This window comes from Mumia quercus, assembly GCF_025506335.1.
GTDB lineage: Bacteria > Actinomycetota > Actinomycetes > Propionibacteriales > Nocardioidaceae > Mumia > Mumia quercus.
The window spans coordinates 205865-220611 of record NZ_JANZYO010000004.1 but is presented as its reverse complement, the minus strand read 5'-3'; the positions used below and the strand labels follow the sequence as shown (position 1 = coordinate 220611).

Annotated in this window: 18 protein-coding genes; 3 read left to right on the top strand and 15 right to left on the bottom strand. The window is 72.2% G+C overall.

Features of this window, described 5'->3' with window-relative positions; translation table 11 throughout:
* Positions 1-6: 6 nt before the first annotated feature.
* The 8 genes from NYZ95_RS10395 to NYZ95_RS10360 form a co-directional block, all read right to left on the bottom strand.
* Complete coding sequence (locus NYZ95_RS10395) at positions 7-546, bottom strand: DUF1697 domain-containing protein (protein ID WP_262851202.1); 540 nt, start codon at positions 544-546, stop codon at positions 7-9.
* Positions 527-1366, bottom strand: a complete 840-nt coding sequence (locus NYZ95_RS10390) for a hypothetical protein (protein ID WP_262851201.1) — start codon at positions 1364-1366, stop codon at positions 527-529. Before NYZ95_RS10390 ends, NYZ95_RS10395 begins: the two co-directional genes overlap by 20 nt.
* Positions 1367-1388: 22 nt before the next feature.
* A complete protein-coding gene (locus NYZ95_RS10385) occupies positions 1389-1535 on the bottom strand; it encodes a GPGG-motif small membrane protein (protein ID WP_262851200.1) in 147 nt (48 codons plus the stop codon).
* Between the two features lie 113 nt (positions 1536-1648).
* Positions 1649-2359 (bottom strand): L,D-transpeptidase family protein, encoded by a 711-nt coding sequence (locus NYZ95_RS10380; protein WP_262851199.1) that lies wholly within the window; start codon positions 2357-2359, stop codon positions 1649-1651.
* Complete coding sequence (locus NYZ95_RS10375) at positions 2359-3399, bottom strand: class I mannose-6-phosphate isomerase (protein WP_262851198.1); 1041 nt, start codon at positions 3397-3399, stop codon at positions 2359-2361. Before NYZ95_RS10375 ends, NYZ95_RS10380 begins: the two co-directional genes overlap by 1 nt.
* Positions 3396-4292 (bottom strand): aldo/keto reductase, encoded by an 897-nt coding sequence (locus NYZ95_RS10370; RefSeq protein WP_262851197.1) that lies wholly within the window; start codon positions 4290-4292, stop codon positions 3396-3398. Before NYZ95_RS10370 ends, NYZ95_RS10375 begins: the two co-directional genes overlap by 4 nt.
* 34 nt (positions 4293-4326) lie before the next feature.
* Positions 4327-4800 carry a MarR family winged helix-turn-helix transcriptional regulator gene (locus NYZ95_RS10365; protein WP_262851196.1) on the bottom strand — a complete coding sequence of 158 codons (474 nt, stop codon included), beginning with the start codon at positions 4798-4800 and terminating at the stop codon, positions 4327-4329.
* Positions 4801-4838: 38 nt separating this feature from the next.
* Complete coding sequence (locus tag NYZ95_RS10360; protein ID WP_262851195.1) at positions 4839-6869, bottom strand: NADPH-dependent 2,4-dienoyl-CoA reductase; 2031 nt, start codon at positions 6867-6869, stop codon at positions 4839-4841.
* 26 nt (positions 6870-6895) lie between these two features.
* On the opposite strand from NYZ95_RS10360, the gene NYZ95_RS10355 reads away from it, so the two are divergent.
* Entirely contained in the window at positions 6896-7147 is a 252-nt protein-coding gene (locus NYZ95_RS10355; protein WP_262851194.1) for an SCO4848 family membrane protein, read from the top strand.
* Here the strand turns inward: NYZ95_RS10355 and NYZ95_RS10350 are convergent.
* The gene (locus NYZ95_RS10350; RefSeq protein ID WP_262851193.1) at positions 7104-7676 is read right to left on the bottom strand and encodes a PadR family transcriptional regulator; all 573 of its coding nucleotides are present in this window, start codon (positions 7674-7676) and stop codon (positions 7104-7106) included. The genes NYZ95_RS10355 and NYZ95_RS10350 overlap by 44 nt on opposite strands.
* A gap of 50 nt (positions 7677-7726) precedes the next feature.
* Complete coding sequence (locus NYZ95_RS10345) at positions 7727-8821, bottom strand: FAD-dependent oxidoreductase (protein WP_262851192.1); 1095 nt, start codon at positions 8819-8821, stop codon at positions 7727-7729.
* Between the two features lie 53 nt (positions 8822-8874).
* On the opposite strand from NYZ95_RS10345, the gene NYZ95_RS10340 reads away from it, so the two are divergent.
* Entirely contained in the window at positions 8875-9267 is a 393-nt protein-coding gene (locus NYZ95_RS10340) for a VOC family protein (protein WP_262851191.1), read from the top strand.
* Here NYZ95_RS10340 and NYZ95_RS20410 read toward each other — a convergent pair.
* Both NYZ95_RS20410 and NYZ95_RS10330 read right to left on the bottom strand, forming a co-directional pair.
* Complete coding sequence (locus NYZ95_RS20410) at positions 9264-9848, bottom strand: YdeI/OmpD-associated family protein (RefSeq protein WP_262851190.1); 585 nt, start codon at positions 9846-9848, stop codon at positions 9264-9266. The two genes, NYZ95_RS10340 and NYZ95_RS20410, sit on opposite strands and share 4 nt — an antisense overlap.
* Entirely contained in the window at positions 9845-10417 is a 573-nt protein-coding gene (locus tag NYZ95_RS10330; RefSeq protein WP_262851189.1) for a dienelactone hydrolase family protein, read from the bottom strand. The genes NYZ95_RS20410 and NYZ95_RS10330 overlap by 4 nt, the downstream gene beginning before the upstream one ends.
* A 60-nt stretch (positions 10418-10477) precedes the next feature.
* Here NYZ95_RS10330 and NYZ95_RS10325 point away from each other — a divergent pair, with 60 nt between their 5' ends.
* On the top strand, positions 10478-10867 hold the full coding sequence (locus tag NYZ95_RS10325; protein WP_262851188.1) for a YybH family protein: 390 nt from the start codon (positions 10478-10480) through the stop codon (positions 10865-10867).
* Positions 10868-10870: 3 nt separating this feature from the next.
* Here the strand turns inward: NYZ95_RS10325 and NYZ95_RS10320 are convergent, their stop codons facing one another.
* The 3 genes from NYZ95_RS10320 to kdpC are packed head-to-tail and all read right to left on the bottom strand — an operon-like array spanning position 10871 to position 14746.
* The gene (locus NYZ95_RS10320; RefSeq protein ID WP_262851187.1) at positions 10871-11548 is read right to left on the bottom strand and encodes a response regulator; all 678 of its coding nucleotides are present in this window, start codon (positions 11546-11548) and stop codon (positions 10871-10873) included.
* Positions 11545-14088, bottom strand: coding sequence for a sensor histidine kinase (locus NYZ95_RS10315; protein WP_262851186.1), 2544 nt, complete (start codon positions 14086-14088; stop codon positions 11545-11547). The genes NYZ95_RS10320 and NYZ95_RS10315 overlap by 4 nt, the downstream gene beginning before the upstream one ends.
* A gap of 13 nt (positions 14089-14101) precedes the next feature.
* The gene (gene kdpC / locus NYZ95_RS10310) at positions 14102-14746 is read right to left on the bottom strand and encodes a K(+)-transporting ATPase subunit C (protein ID WP_262851185.1); all 645 of its coding nucleotides are present in this window, start codon (positions 14744-14746) and stop codon (positions 14102-14104) included.
* Position 14747: the final 1 nt, after the last annotated feature.

Genomic DNA, 14747 nt, shown 5'->3' with positions numbered 1-14747 from the left:
CGGCGCTCAGCGCGTCATCGCGGCGAGCTTCTCGACCGTACGCAGGTTGCGGCCCGTCCCCGCCACGCCAGCGAGCCTGAGGAGGCGTGGCGCGGTGATGCTGCTGCGCCCGGCGCCGTCGGCGTACCAGATGTGGAGCTCGCGCCCGATGACGCGCACGCGGTCGTCTCCGAAGTCGTAGGCCTCGACGGCCCCGGCGCCCTCGCGCGTGGGCTCGGAGGCGAAGAACCAGACGTGGCAGAACTTCGGGTCGTGGATCTCGTGCGGGTACGCCTCGAGAGCGGCCTGCAGCTCAGACCCCGTACGTCCGATGGCGTCGGTGGTCACGCCCATGCGCTCAGCGATCCCCGCAGCGAGCGCGGTGCCGAAGTCCTGGGGGTCGCCTGGCGGGGTGCAGACGAGGTTGCCGGAGGCGACGTAGGTCGCGACGTCGTCCGCGCCGAGGTCGGACGCGAGCGTGCGCAGCTGCGCCATCGGCACCTTGTTGCCGCCGACGTTGACCGCGCGCAGGAGGTAGGCGACCTTCTCAGAAGTCGAAGCCGCCACCGAAGTCGAATCCTCCGCCGTCGCCGCCACCACCGAAGTCGAACCCGCCCCCGTCGCCACCGGCGTCGCCGCCCATGTCGCCGCCGCCGTCACCTCCGCCGTCACCGAAGTCGCTGCCCTCGGAGCCGTCGCCGTACTCGGCCGGGTTGAGCCCCGCGTCGCTGGCGAACATGCCGCCGAGCATCGTGCCCATGAAGAGTGCGGGCATGAAGGCGAAGGCCGAGAAGTAGCCGGCGGCGTAGGGGGCGTAGGCGGGTCCGGCCTGCCAGTACGGCACGCGCTGGGGGCCGACCATCACCTTGCGGGTGTCGGGCTCGGCGCCGGCCCTCACCCGCTGGGCGTCGAGCGCGCATGCGGGGACGTCTCGGAGGGTGCCGCCGTCGGGGGAGTACGGGACATCCTCGACGGAGAGGCCGTGCCGTGGGTCGAAGAAGCACATGGCCCGCTTCGCAGGAAGCGGGCTGTTGGTCACGCGGGCCTCCACGCAGGCGATCGCGTAGCGCCCGTCCTCGAGGATCTCGGTGACGTGCCGGACGTCCTCGGGCTTCTCGAGGGCATCGACGGCGGACTTGGCCGACTCATAAGCATCGAGAGCGCGCTGGTAGTCGGCCTGCGCGCCCTCGTCGAGCGGAGCCCCCACCAGATCGGCATCGAGCTTCTGGAGCTCCTCGCCGAGGGCGGTGACGTCCTCGAAAGCTGTCTTGCGAACGGCCTCTACCTGGCCAGCGAGCTCGGCCTGTTCACGGGCCTTCGTCTTTCGACGGTCGCTGACCAGGTAGAGGGCGATCGCGGCGATGACGACAAGGATCACGAGCTCCATGTCGTCAGCCTACGTGGAACTCCTAGACGTTGAACACGCTCACACCACCGGGACCCACGAGGAGACCGACGATGATGAGAACCGCGCCCCACAGGAACTGGCGCCGAACGAGGGCGACGATACCTGCGACAACGAGGATGACAGCGAGGATCCAGAGCAAGAAGGCCATGCTTCACTCCGTTCTCCGGGCGGGGGGCCCGGGTTCGTTAGCCCATGGCTGGGCGACACACGTTAGTTCGTGACGCTAGAGGAGGTGCCCCGGCTCTGCGCGCTCAAACGCCGCTATTTTGCGATCGAGATCACAGGTTTTCGCTGAGATTTCAGCCTTCTGAGGACATACCGGACGAAAGAGGCAGGCGCCGAGACGCATCCTGCGGTGGCGCCCTTGCCGTTCGCGTGGAGGAAGATGCCGGAGCCGCGGTAGCGGACCGCGCCCGGCGGACGGTTGAAGTCGATGACCACCGACCACACGTACTGGGTGCGGTAGTCGCGCAGCCGCTCGGACGCGTTGCGGTGCGAGGCGGGCAACCACCAGCGGAAGCCGCCGGCCGACTTGTTGCGCAGCGTGTTGTAGTGCGCCGAGCGGTTGTCCTGCACCCAGTAGTCGCCGCGCCGCACCTTCCGGTACGGCAGGCGGGTGCCCTTCGGCTTCGCGCGGAGCCCGAACGCCTCGGTCATCGTGAATGTGCCGAGCGGCGTCGTCCCTGTCGACTGCTTGCGTTTGCTCGCCTTGACCAGCCCGCCGTACCCGATCCGGCCGTCGTTCGTGCGCCGCTTCGCGACCCACCGGCCGTCGCGCTTGACCCAGAAGACGACGCGCGCGCGGTACGAGCGGGTGCGGTTGACGGTCACGACCTGGCTGGTCCCCGCGCGCAGCCGCACCGTCACGCCGTCGAGCCGCACGGTGTCCGTCGAGGTGGCAGCTACGGCCGTCGGCACCGCCCCCGCGACGAGGGCGACAGCGGCGGCGAGCCCGGCCGTACGAGTCAGCATCACCCCACGATGCGCCCGTCGGGCGAGCCGCGCCACCCTTCGCCGGGCCGGGCTGCCAGCACCCGTGCGTCACCGACCAGGCGCCAGGAGCCGAAGGCGGCCGGCACGACGAACGACTGCCCGCCACCGACGGGGACTGCGTCGGTGCCCTCGATGACGCCGGTTCCAGACAGCACGACGAGCACGGCGAAGCCCGCCGGCAGCACGGTCTCCTGGCCCGGCGGCGGCGCGAGGAGATCGAGCCGGAAGTATGGGTCGCCGGCCTCCGGCAGCAGCGGCACGGCAGCGCCCGTACGCGTGGTCAGGTCGTGGTGGACGGTGAAGCCTGCCAAGGCTTCTGTCCCGAGCGCGGTCGTCGACACCGCGTCCATCGCGAGGTCGAACCCGAGCCCGAGGTGCGACTCGTCTCGTGTCGCGGTCGTGACCGACCACTCGAGCAGGAGGGAGAAGTCGGTCGGCTCCTGGACCTCGGCGACGAACACGCCCGCCCCGATGGCGTGCGGGGTGCCCGCCGGGACGAGGAACCCGTCGCCGGGTCGGACTGGGATGCGGTGCAGCTGCTCCAGCATCCAGTCGCTGTCCTGCGCGTCGCGCCGCTGCGCGAGCTCGACCGGATCGACGTCGGACCTCCATCCGAGGTAGACGACGGCACCGTCGTCGGCGTCGAGCACGAGCCAGGCCTCGGTCTTGCCGTAGGGACAGGCGAGGTGGCGTGCGGCGAACGCGCGATCGGGGTGCGCGTGGACGGGCAGGCGCTGGGCGGCGTCGAGGAGCTTGAGGAGGACGCCGGTGTCGCCGCTCGTGCTCGCCGCGCCGACCCAGGCGAGCGGGTCGGCCGCGACGAGGTCCCGTACGAGGGCGCCGTCGGCCGTGCGGGCGAGCCCGACGTCCGCGGAGTCGGCGCGCGTGACGGTCGCCCCCACCCATTCCTCCGGGCAGCGTTCGACCGGCGGGAGCCCGCGGAGCTCGGCGATGCGCGCGCCTCCGGCGTAGAAGTGGTGCACGAGGTTCGGCTGCAGCAGCCGCGGGACGGCGGTCACGGGACCGAGACCCCACGCGCGGCGGTCCACAGGGACCACCACTGGGTGCGGGTCATCGCCTCGGCGACCTCCTCGGAGTCTGCGCAGGCGCGGATGCGCGCGGGGTCGGTCGTGCCGATCACTGCGACGATCTGCGCGGGGTGCTTGAGGAGCCAGCCGAGCACAACCGCCTCGGGGGTCGTGCCGAGCTCGGCGGCGTACCGGGTGACGAGCAGCCCCGCTGCCTCGTCCTCCGGGCTCCTCGGGCGGCCGGTGAAGCGGCCCTGGGCGAGCGCGCCGTACGCCTGCACCGCGATGTCGTGGTCGGTGCAGAACTCGAGCAGGCCCGGCGCGGCCGCGTACGTGCGCCCGTCGGGATGGTTGACCAGGACGCCTGCCTCGATGAGGTCGCGGTGGCCGAGGCCGAGCTCGACCTGGTTGGCGTCCAAGGGCTGCCGTACGACGGCGTGCAGGTGAGCGATCTGCGCGGCGTCCATGTTGGAGACGCCGAAGCTCGCGACCTTGCCGGCCGCGCTCAGGGTGTCGAACGCCGCCGCGATCTCGTCCGGGTGCGCGAGCGGGTCGGGTCGGTGCAGCAGCAGCCGGTCGACGTGGTCGACGCCGAGGCGTTCGAGGCTGCCGTCCACCGAGCGGAGAAGGTGCTCGCGCGACAGGTCGTACGCGTTGCCGCCCTCGGCGCCGCCGAGCACGATCCCGCACTTGGTCTGGATCGCGATCTCCTCGCGCAGCCCCGGGTGGCGCGCGAGCACCTCCCCGAAGACCGACTCGGCCACGCCGCCCCCGTAGATGTCGGCGTGGTCGAAGAGCCGGATGCCGCTCTCGTACGCGGCCACGACCGCAGCCTCGGCACGCGCGACGTCGGCGAGCCCCATGCAGCCGTAGGCGAGTCTCATGCCGCCATCTTCGCCGAGTTGTCCCGGCGGCGCGTCACTCCGCGATGTTGGGGTCGCCGCCCAGGTTCGCGACGATGCGACGCAGCGTGTTGATGGTCGTGACGAAGTCGTCGTCCGAGATGCCGTCGAGCGTCTGGCGGTGGACGCGCGCGCTGCGCTCGCGGACGCGCTCGAGCCCGGCCGCTCCGGCGTCGGTGAGGGTCATGGTGCCGTTATCCTCGCGGAGCCAGCCGCGCGCGACCAGGTCGTCGTACACGTCGTCGAAGTCGATCCCGAGATCCTCGTACGGGGCGAGACGCGCGGTCAGCTCGTCGCGCCCCCAGCGGCCCGGGGCGCCGGCGGCGTGGTTCAGCGTCCACCAGTGCGGCTGGGTGAGGTCCTCGACGGCGAGGGCGTCGCGGATCGCGCCGACGACGCGGCGGTACGCGTCGCCCGTCCACGCCCCGATCGGCTGCGCCGCGATCACGTCGGCGGGGTAGTCCTTCAGGTGCTCTGCGGTGCTCGTCATGCCGTCACGCTAGGAGCTCAAGCGCGCTCGAGGTCAAGTCACAGCCGGGCGGCCAGCTCCGTGGCCTGGCGGATCGCGCGCTTCGCGTCGAGCTCCGCGGCGACGTCGGCCCCGCCGATGACGTGCACGGGCACGCCCGCTGCGCGCAGCGGCTCCGCGAGGTCGGTGACCGACTCCTGTCCAGCGCAGACGACGACGGTGTCGACCTCCAGGACGTGCGCGGTGCCGTGCTCGTCACGGATGTGCAGACCGGCGTCGTCGACGAACTCGTACGTGATGCCGCCGAGCATGTGCACGCCCGCGTCCTTGAGCGTGGCGCGGTGGACCCACCCCGACGTCTTGCCGAGGCCCTTGCCGAGCGGGGCGGGCTTGCGCTGGAGCAGCCAGACCTCGCGCGGCGGGACGGTCGTGACCTTCGTGCCGAGACCACCTTGCGCGAGCGCCGGGTCGGTGACGCCCCAGCGTGCCAGCCAGGCGTCGAGCGGTTCGTCTGGCTCGTGCAGGAGGAACTCGGCGACGTCGAAGCCGATGCCGCCGGCGCCGATGATCGCGACCTTCTTGCCTGCCTCGACCCGTCCGTCGATGACGTCGGCGTACGAGGCGACGCTGGCGTGGTCCATGCCCTTGATCTCCGGTACGCGGGGAACCACGCCGGTCGCGACCACGACCTCGTCGTACGCGCGCAGCTCGTCGGCGTCCGCGCGCGTGGAGAGGCGGACGTCGACGCCGGTGATCTCGAGCCTGCGCGTGTAGTAGCGCAGCGTCTCGGCGAACTCCTCCTTGCCCGGGATCAGCCGTGCCAGCCGGAACTGGCCGCCGAGCTGCGCGTCGGCCTCGTACAAGGTGACGGAGTGGCCGCGGCCGGCGAGCTCGGTCGCGGCGGCGAGCCCGGCCGGACCGGCGCCGACCACCGCGACCTGCTTGCGGCGCGTCCGCGGGACCGGGAGGAGGCGCAGCTCTGTCTCATACCCGGCGCGCGGGTTGACCAGGCACGTGCAGCGCTGGTTCTTGAAGGTGTGGTCGAGGCACGCCTGGTTGCAGCCGATGCAGGTGTTGATCTCGTCGGCACGGCCCTGTGCCGCCTTGTTGACGAACTCGGGGTCGGCGAGCATCGGCCGTGCGAGGGAGACCATGTCGGCCTGGCCGTCGGCGAGGATCTGCTCGGCCACCTCGGGAGTGTTGATGCGGTTCGAGGCGATCACGGGGATGTCGACCTCGGGCCGAAGCTTGCCGGTGACCCAGGCGAACGCGGCGCGGGGGACGGACGTGACGATCGTGGGGACGCGCGCCTCGTGCCACCCGATGCCGGTGTTGAGCATCGACGCACCCGCCGCCTCGATCTTGCGCGCGAGCTCGACCGTCTCGTCCCAGGTCTGGGAGTCGTCGACGAGGTCCAGGAGCGAGATGCGGTACTGGACGATGAAGTGCTGGCCGAGCTCCTCCCGGATGCGGCGCACGACCTCGACGGGGAAGCGCATCCGCTTCTCCGCGCTGCCGCCCCACGCATCCGTACGGTCGTTGGTGCGCGCGGCGAGGAACTGGTTGATGAGGTACCCCTCGGACCCCATCACCTCCACCCCGTCGTACCCCGCGCGCTGGGCGAGCCTCGCGGCGCGGACGAAGTCGCCGATCGTCTCCTCCACCTCGCGGCTGCTCATCGCGCTCGGCTTGAACGGCGTGATCGGTGACTGCTTCGAGGAGACACCCTTGGAGAACGGCGAGTAGCCGTAGCGGCCGGCGTGCAGCACCTGCATGAGGATGCGGCTGTCGTGCTCGTGCACCGCCTCGGTCACCGTCCGGTGCTTGTCCGCCATCCGCCGGCTCGCCATCGTCGACCCCATCGGCGAGAGCCACCCGCGCCAGCTCGGGGCGTACCCGCCCGTGACGAGGAGGGCCGCTCCACCCTTCGCCCGCTCGGCGAAGTACGCCGCAAGCTTGGGGATGTCACCGGCCCGGTCCTCGAGCTTGGTGTGCATCGAGCCCATCATCACGCGGTTGCGCAGCGTGAATCCGGCCACCTCGAGCGGTCGGAGGAGGTGCGGGTACGGGGAGGGGGTCGGGTCAGGCATGAGGACCTCTGGTGTCTACTGGAAGGGTGATCTCTCGACGTGCTGCGTGGTTCCTGGTGCTCGCCGGGGTCTTCAACATCGCCATCTGGCCGCGGTTCGGGATGGCGGTCTGGGACGACGAGCGCGCGTGGCAGGGAGCGGTCGGCGACAGCACGCCGACGGGGTTCTTGTGGGTGCACGCGGTGCTGATCGTCTCGGCGGTCACGATCGCGATCGGCGTCCTGTGGGTGGCGTTCACGGCGCTGCGCTCCCGGCGTCGCCGTCCGACCACGGAGTAGCCCCGAGCAGCTCCAGCACCTCTTCGCACCAGGCGAGCCCGGACTCCTCGAGGAGGATGCCGCCGCGGAGCACCGCGTACTTCGCGCGCTGGCCCTCGTCGAGCGCCTCGACGTCGGGGAACGTGCGGGCGGCGTCGGCGCGGTAGTACGCGAGCCGCTCGCGGTGCGCCTCAGCGCGACGGGCGACGTCTGCGAGGATCGCGTCGCGGTCGCCGTACGGGAGTCCCCGCACCTTCACGGCGAAGTCGCTGCGGGCGGGCTCGATCGGGCTCGGCTCGCGCGACCACTCGCGAAGCGCGTCGTACCCCTCGTCGGTGATGACGTAGACCTTTTTGTCGGGCCGTCCCTCCTGCGGGACCGCGGTCGACGCGACGAGGCCGGCGGTCTCCATCCGGCCGAGCACCTTGTAGATCTGCTGGTGGCTCGCCTTCCAGAAGTGGCCGATCGACTTGTCGAAGCGGCGCGTCAGGTCGTACCCGCTCGCCGAACGCTCGGCGAGCGAGACGAGGATCGCGTGCTCCAAAGCCATGCCGAGGAGTATATGCATCTCGATGCACTGCGTCGAGATGCAGTGTCACATCAGGACGCGGACGCGGTGCGGAGGGCGGCGCGGGCAGCGACGCGGCCGGCGCGATTCGCCCCGATCGTCGAGGCGCTCGGGCCGTACCCGACGAGCTGCACGCGGTGGTCGCGCGCTGCGGTCGTCGGGGTGTGGGCGTCCTCGCGGGCGACGAGCCTGACGCCGCCGGACTCCTCGCGGAGCCGGAGCGGCGCGAGGTGGCCGAGCGCCGCGCGGAACCCTGTCGCCCACACGATGACGTCGGCGTGCTGGTACGACCCGTCGGCCATGCGGACGCCGTCCGGCTCGATGCGCGTGAACATCGGGTGCCGCTCGTACGCCCCGAGGGTGGCCGCGCGTTGCTCCTGCGGGCGGAGCATCAGACCGGTGACGCTCACGACGCTCTGCGGAGGGAGCCCGCGGGTCACCCGCTCCTCGACCTGCGCGACGGCGGCCCGTCCGGCGTCCGGGTCGAAGTCGTCGGTCCGCCACACCGGCTCCCGCCGGGTCACCCACGTCGTGGAGGCGGCCAGCGGGGCGACCTCCCCGAGGATCTGCACCGCCGACGCCCCGCCGCCGACGACGACCACGTCGAGCCCGGCCATGTCCTCCGGGCCCTCGTAGTCGACGGTGTGGAGCTGCCGGCCACGGAATGCGCTCGCGCCGGGATAGCGGGGCCAGAACGGGCGTTCCCAGGTCCCGGTGGCGTTGACGACCGCGGCCGTACGCCACGCGCCGGCGTCGGTCTCGACGAGCAGGTCGCCCTCCGTCTCACCGGGAACGGCGTCGCGGACCGCGCGCACCCGCACCGGTCGTACGACGGGCAGCGCGAAGCGCTCCTCGTACGCCGCGTAGTAGGCCGGCACGAACTCCCGCGCGAGCGCCTCGTCGTCGACGTCGGGAACGTCGAGACCGGGCAGCATGGCGATGCCGTGGACGTCACGCATCGTGAGCGTGCGCCAGCGGTGCTGCCAGGCGCCGCCGGGAGCGCTGTTCGCATCGAGGACCACGAAGCGAGCCCCCAGCCGCGCCAGGTGGTACGCCGCCGAGAGGCCGGCCTGGCCTGCGCCGATGACGACGACGTCGACGTCGTCCACCGGGGCAGGAGTGCTCACGTCCTTCTCAACCGCCTCCGCCGCCGACCTGTTCCGCCACTAGCGTGAGCGGCATGACCGACCATTCCGACCCGGGGCACCTCGCGTTCGTGCACCTCCACCACGTGCAGCTCGCGATCCCGCCGGGCGGGGAGGAGGAGTGCCGTGCCTTCTGGGGTGACGTCCTCGGGATGCACGAGCTCGAGAAGCCGCCCGTCCTCGCGGCGCGCGGTGGCTGCTGGTTCCGGTCCGGCGGGTTCGAGATCCACCTCGGGGTCGAGGACGACTTCGCGCCCGCGCGCAAGGCGCACCCGGGCATCCTCGTGGCCCGCATCGACGATGTCGCCGCACGGCTGGTCGCTTCGGGCGTCGAGGTGACGTGGGACGACACCTTCCCGGGGCACCGTCGCTTCTACGCTGCGGACCCGTTCGGCAACCGGCTGGAGTTCTTGCAGCCGCACAACTAGCGGTCGTTCGCGGCGACCCCCTGGGCCGCGAGCCGGACCACCTCCGCGATGCGCTTCTCGCGGGTGCTGGGACGCTTCGCATCGACCAGCCAGCGCAGGATCTGCTTGCGTCTGCCCGCCGTGAACGCGTCGAAGTGGCGACGCGCCTGCGGGTCGGCGTCGAGCGCCGCAGCCAGGTCGTCGGGGACCTCCATCGCCTCGACGGAGTCGAGGATCGTCCACGACCCGTCGGCCTTCGCGCGGTCGATCGCCGCCTGCCCCGCGGGCGTCATCCGACCAGACTCCACCACGCGGGTGACGCGCTCCTTGGACAGCCGGCTCCAGACCGACCCCGGACGACGCCGCGTCATCCAGAGCATGGAGTGGTCGTCGTCGAGCCCCTTGGCCTGGCCGTCGATCCACCCGAACGCCAGCGCCTCTTCGATCAACGCCTCGTACGACAGCGCGGGGCGCTCGCTCTCACGGCGCCGCCACACGATCCACACACCCGGCTCGGCGTCGTCATGGTGCTCGGCCAGCCACGCGCGCCACTGCTCGGCCGAGTCGACCGGCAGCCGCGGCGCGTCGCCGAACGTGCTCACCGGTGCTCGCGCTCGGCGAGGAAGGCGAGGACCCGCTCGCGCAGGAGCCCTGCGGCCTCGGCGTCGTAGTCGGCGTTGCCGACCTCGCCGAACAGGTGGCCGGAGCCGGGGTAGCGGAACACCTCTGCGCCGGAGGCGTCCGCGAAGGTCGCGACCTCGGCGTCCCAGTCCATCCACGGGTCGTCGACCATGCCGTGGACCTGCGCAGGCAGGCCCTCGGGCCAGGCCGAGCCGAGCTCGTCGGGCGGGAGCGCACCGTAGAGGAAGAGGCCGCCGAGCGCCCCTGGCCTGGTCTGGGCGTAGAGCTGGGCGAAGACGACGCCGAGCGACATCCCCATCCAGACGACCTCCGACGGAAGCCCTTCGACGCCCGCGGCGGCGCGCCGCATCATCTCCTGGTGGCCGAGCTCGTCGCGGTGACCGACGCCCTCCTCGACGCTGGGGAACGTCCGCCCCGCGTAGTAGTCGGGCGTGTGAACGACGTGGCCGGCGGCACGCAGCTCGTCGGCGAACGCGTGGAAGCCCTCGGTCTGACCCTGCGCGTGGTGGAAGAGCACGATCTCCGTCATGGCCGTCACGCTAGACCTGGGCACCGACAAGTGTCAGCCGCCCGACCTAGTCTCGAACACATGTCCACCGCGTCTCGGCAGCCCCTCACGACGACTCCTCCCGATCCCCGCACGCCCGACGCGCTCGGTGCCGCGCTCGCCGACCGGCTGCACGCTGGCGACCTCGACGGCCTGGTGGCGCTGTACGAGCCGTCCGCCGTGCTCGAGCTCCCCGACGGGTCCGTGGCGACGGGGCACGCGCAGATCCGCGACTTCTACGAGCGCGTCCTCGCGCGGGAGGCCGCGATGCCGACGGGGGTGCAGCGCCGACCGCTGGTCCAGGGTGACCTCGCGCTCACCACGACGGTGCTCCCGCGCAGCGCCGGCGCCGGCAGCGCGACCTGCGAGGTCGCCCGCCGTCAGCCCGACGGCACGTGGCGATGGATCATCGACAGGCCGAGCGTGCGGTGAGGCTCACCCGACGAAGCGGTAGCCCAGTCCCGGCTCGGTGACGAAGTACGCCGGGCGGGCCGGGTCGTCCTCCAGCTTGCGGCGGATCTGCGCGAGATAGACCCGCAGGTAGTGGGTCTCGCGCTCGTACGCGGGGCCCCACACCTCGCGGAGCAGCTCGGCCTGCCGGACGAGCCGCCCGCGCCGTCGGACCAGCGCGCCGACGATCCGCCACTCGGTCGGCGTCAGGTGGACCTCCGCACCGTCCTTCGTCGCCGTGCTGTCGTCGACGTCGAGGACGAGGTCGCCGACGACGACGCGCTCGGTCGCCGACGCGGCAGGAGCGCCGCGGCGCACGGCGGCGCGCAGGCGGGCCAGCAGCTCCTCCATGCCGAAGGGCTTCGTGACGTAGTCGTCGGCGCCTGCGTCGAGGGCCTCGACCTTGTCGTCGGACTCGTGGCGGGCCGACAGCACCACGATCGGCACCGCGCTGCTCTGACGGATCCGGCGGATCACGGCGACACCACCGAGGTCGGGGAGCCCGAGGTCCAGGAGGACGGCGTCGGGCTCCCGCTCGGCCACGACCTGCAGCGCCGACCGGCCGTCGCCGGCGGTCTCGACCTCGTAGTCGCGCGCACGCAGGTTGATCCGCAGGGTCCGCAGGATCGCGGGGTCGTCGTCGACCACCAGCACGAACGTCATCGTCTCTCCTCCGGTGGCGCCGTCGTCCCTGTGACGGCCTGGGGCAGGGTCAGCACGAACGTGAGCCCGCCACCGGGCGTCTCCTCGGCGTCCAGCCGACCGGACATGGCCTCGGTGAGACCGCGCGCGACAGCGAGGCCGAGCCCGACGCCGTCTCCCTGCGGCACATCGCCGAGCCGTTGGAAGGGCGCGAAGAGCCGGGCGAGGTCGGCATCGGCCACTCCGGGCCCGTGGTCGACGACACGGACACAGGTCCGCGGGTCCCCGTCCGCCTCGACGTAGCTCGAGACCTGGACCAGGACACGGCTCGAGGTGTGCTTCAGCGCGTTCTCGCACAGGTTGGCCAGGACGCGTTCGAGCAGACCCGGGTCCGCGTGCGCCGGCGGGACGTCGTGCTCACCGCGCACCTCCACCCGCTCGGCGTCGGTGAGCGGGGCGACCGCCAGGCGCGCCAGCTCGACCACGTCGACGTCGGTGGCGTGCACGCTGAGCGCCCCGGTGCGCAGGCGGCTCATGTCGAGGAGGTTCGCGACCAGCGCGTCCAGGCGGTCGGCCGACTCCTCGATCGTCATCAGCAGCTCGGCCTCGTCCTCCTCGGACCAGGTGATCGCGTCGTTGCGCAGGCTCGTGACGGCCGCCTTGATCGCGGCCAGCGGGCTGCGCAGGTCGTGCGAGACGGCGGCCAGCAGCGCCGTACGGGTCCGGTCGGCCTCGGCCAGCTCGTGGGCCCTCGCATGCTCCTCGGCCGCGGCCGTCCGCTCGATGACGACGCCCGCGTGCGCCGCGTACGCGGTGACGAGCCGGCGGTCGGAGGCGTCCAGCGTGCGCCCCCGAAGGACGAGCAGCGTCGTCTCGTCGATCGGCACGTCGACGTCGGCGTCCCCGACGCTCCGCGGGGCGTCGCCGTACGCGACCGACGTCGTCCAACCGCCGTTCGTCCGGGTGAGGATGGCCGCTCCCCGCATCCCGAACACCTCGGTCGCCTGGGACAGGAGCTCGGGCAGGCTCTCCCCGGCCTGGAGCAGGCTGTGCGAGAGGACCGAGAGGGCGTCAGCCTCTGCCGAGGCGCGGCGGGCCTGCGCGGCGCGCCCGGCGGCCAGGTCGACGACCGACGCGACCGCGAGGCCGACGACGACGAAGACGGCGATCACGAGGACGTACTGTCCCTGCGCGATCGTGAGGGTCTGCACGGGAGCGACGAAGAACCAGTTGAGGAGGAGTGCGGACAGCACCGCGGCGACCATGGCCGGGACCAGCCCGCCCACCAGGGCGACCACGACGACCACGCTCAGCATGAGCATCGACTCGAGCGTGAGGTCGTGGACGTCGCCGGTCGCGTCGAGCACCAGCGCGGTGACGACGGGGGCGAGCACGCCGAGGACGTACCCGAGCACGGTACGGCCGCGGCCGAGGTCGGGACGTCTCTCCCGCTCGCGCGACCCGCGGCGCGCCTGGTCGTGGCTCACGATGTGCACGTCGATGTCGCCGGAGCCCGCGATCACGCGCTCCCCGACGCCCGGGCGCAGCGCCGCCGACCATCGGGGGCGCCGCGACGCGCCGATGAGGATCTGGGAGGCGTTCTCGGCGCGGGCGAACGCGAGGAGACCCGCCGCGACGTCGTCCGCGACGACGGTGTGGAAGCTGCCGCCCATGTCGCGCACCATGGCGTGCTGCTCGGCGAGCTGGTCGGGCGAGGTCCCTGACAGTCCGTCGCGGCGGGTCACGTAGACCGCCATCCACTCGCCCCCTGTCGTCCGGCCCGCGATGAGCGCGGCCCTGCGCAGCAGCGTGGCCGACTCCGGGCCGCCCGTCACCGCGACGACGATCCGCTCCCGGGTGGCCCACGTCGCGTCGATGCGGTGCTGCTGGCGGTAGCGGGCCAACCCTTCGTCGACCCGGTCGGCGACCCACAGCAGCGCGAGCTCGCGCAGCGCCGACAGGTTGCCCTCGCGGAAGTAGCGGGCGAGCGCGGCGTCGACCTTGTCCGCGGCGTAGACGTTGCCGTGGGCGAGACGGCGACGCAGCGCCTGAGGGCTCATGTCGACGAGCTCGACCGCGTCGGCGTCCCGCACGACCTGGTCGGGCACGGTCTCGCGCTGGCGGATGCCGGTGATCGACTCCACGACGTCGTTGAGCGACTCGAGGTGCTGGACGTTCACCGTGGTGACGACGTCGATGCCGGCGTCGAGGAGCGCCTCGACGTCTTCCCACCGTTTCGTGTAGCCGGCCCCCACGACGTTGGTGTGGGCGAGCTCGTCGACCAGCGCCACCTCCGGCCGCCGGGCGAGCACCGCGGCGAGGTCCATCTCCTCATACGTGGACCCGCGGTACTCCAGCCGCTGCCGGGGCACGATCTCGAGACCCTCGAGCTGCTCTGCGGTGTGGACCCGCCCGTGCGTGTCGACGTACCCGACGACGACGTCGGTGCCGCGTTCGGCACGACGCCGCCCTTCGTCGAGCATCTTGTACGTCTTCCCCACGCCGGGGGCGGCTCCGAGATAGACCCGGAGCCGCCCCCGACGGACGGGCGGGTGGTCCATGCCCGCCATCCTGTCAGCCCTGCACGGCGTCGAGGACCGCGATGTTGAGCAGCAGCACGTTCACACCCTCCTCACCGAGGAACCCCAGCGTCCGCCCATCGGTGTGCTCGGCGACCAGCTCCCGCACGGCGGACGGGTCCAGGCCCTGGGCCCGCGCGACACGGGCGACCTGGAGATCGGCGTACGCCGGCGAGATGTGCGGGTCGAGGCCGGAGCCTGAGGCGGTGAGTGCGTCGGCAGGGACGTCGGTGGGGTCGACGCCCTCCTCTTCGGCCACCGCCGCCCGGCGCTCCTCGATCGCCGCGAGGAGGTCGGGGTTCGACGGTCCCAGGTTGGACGCGGCGCTCGCCAGGCCGTCGTACTCCGCGGCCGAGGGGCGGGTGTGGAAGAGCCCGGGGTCGTCGAAGGTCTGACCGAGGAGGGCAGAGCCGACCGGCTGCCCGTCGACCTCGACGATCTGTCCGTTCGCGCGGTCGGCCGCGACGACCTGGCCGACGGCCCAGACGGCGGCGGGGTAGCCGATCCCCAGGATCACCGTGAGGACGAGGAGGATCCGCAGGCCGGTCGCGGTCTGCCGCAGCAGCCCGGTGGCGAACGGGGTCCGCGAGAGGACGGGGCTGGAGTCGTGGTCGGTGGGGGCGGAGGTGGTGGTGTTCATG

Bases quoted from the DNA above. Each gene is read 5' to 3' on its own strand.
- NYZ95_RS10370 (WP_262851197.1), bottom strand. From the start codon at position 4,292: ATGAGACTCGCCTACGGCTGCATGGGGCTCGCCGACGTCGCGCGTGCC.
- NYZ95_RS10385 (WP_262851200.1), bottom strand. From the start codon at position 1,535: ATGGCCTTCTTGCTCTGGATCCTCGCTGTCATCCTCGTTGTCGCAGGT.
- NYZ95_RS10325 (WP_262851188.1), top strand. From the start codon at position 10,478: ATGTCCACCGCGTCTCGGCAGCCCCTCACGACGACTCCTCCCGATCCC.
- NYZ95_RS10360 (WP_262851195.1), bottom strand. From the start codon at position 6,869: ATGCCTGACCCGACCCCCTCCCCGTACCCGCACCTCCTCCGACCGCTC.
- NYZ95_RS10350 (WP_262851193.1), bottom strand. From the start codon at position 7,676: ATGGCTTTGGAGCACGCGATCCTCGTCTCGCTCGCCGAGCGTTCGGCG.
- NYZ95_RS10380 (WP_262851199.1), bottom strand. From the start codon at position 2,359: ATGCTGACTCGTACGGCCGGGCTCGCCGCCGCTGTCGCCCTCGTCGCG.
- NYZ95_RS10315 (WP_262851186.1), bottom strand. From the start codon at position 14,088: ATGGACCACCCGCCCGTCCGTCGGGGGCGGCTCCGGGTCTATCTCGGA.
- NYZ95_RS10390 (WP_262851201.1), bottom strand. From the start codon at position 1,366: ATGGAGCTCGTGATCCTTGTCGTCATCGCCGCGATCGCCCTCTACCTG.
- NYZ95_RS10365 (WP_262851196.1), bottom strand. From the start codon at position 4,800: ATGACGAGCACCGCAGAGCACCTGAAGGACTACCCCGCCGACGTGATC.
- kdpC (WP_262851185.1), bottom strand. From the start codon at position 14,746: ATGAACACCACCACCTCCGCCCCCACCGACCACGACTCCAGCCCCGTC.
- NYZ95_RS10320 (WP_262851187.1), bottom strand. From the start codon at position 11,548: ATGACGTTCGTGCTGGTGGTCGACGACGACCCCGCGATCCTGCGGACC.
- NYZ95_RS10340 (WP_262851191.1), top strand. From the start codon at position 8,875: ATGACCGACCATTCCGACCCGGGGCACCTCGCGTTCGTGCACCTCCAC.
- NYZ95_RS10330 (WP_262851189.1), bottom strand. From the start codon at position 10,417: ATGACGGAGATCGTGCTCTTCCACCACGCGCAGGGTCAGACCGAGGGC.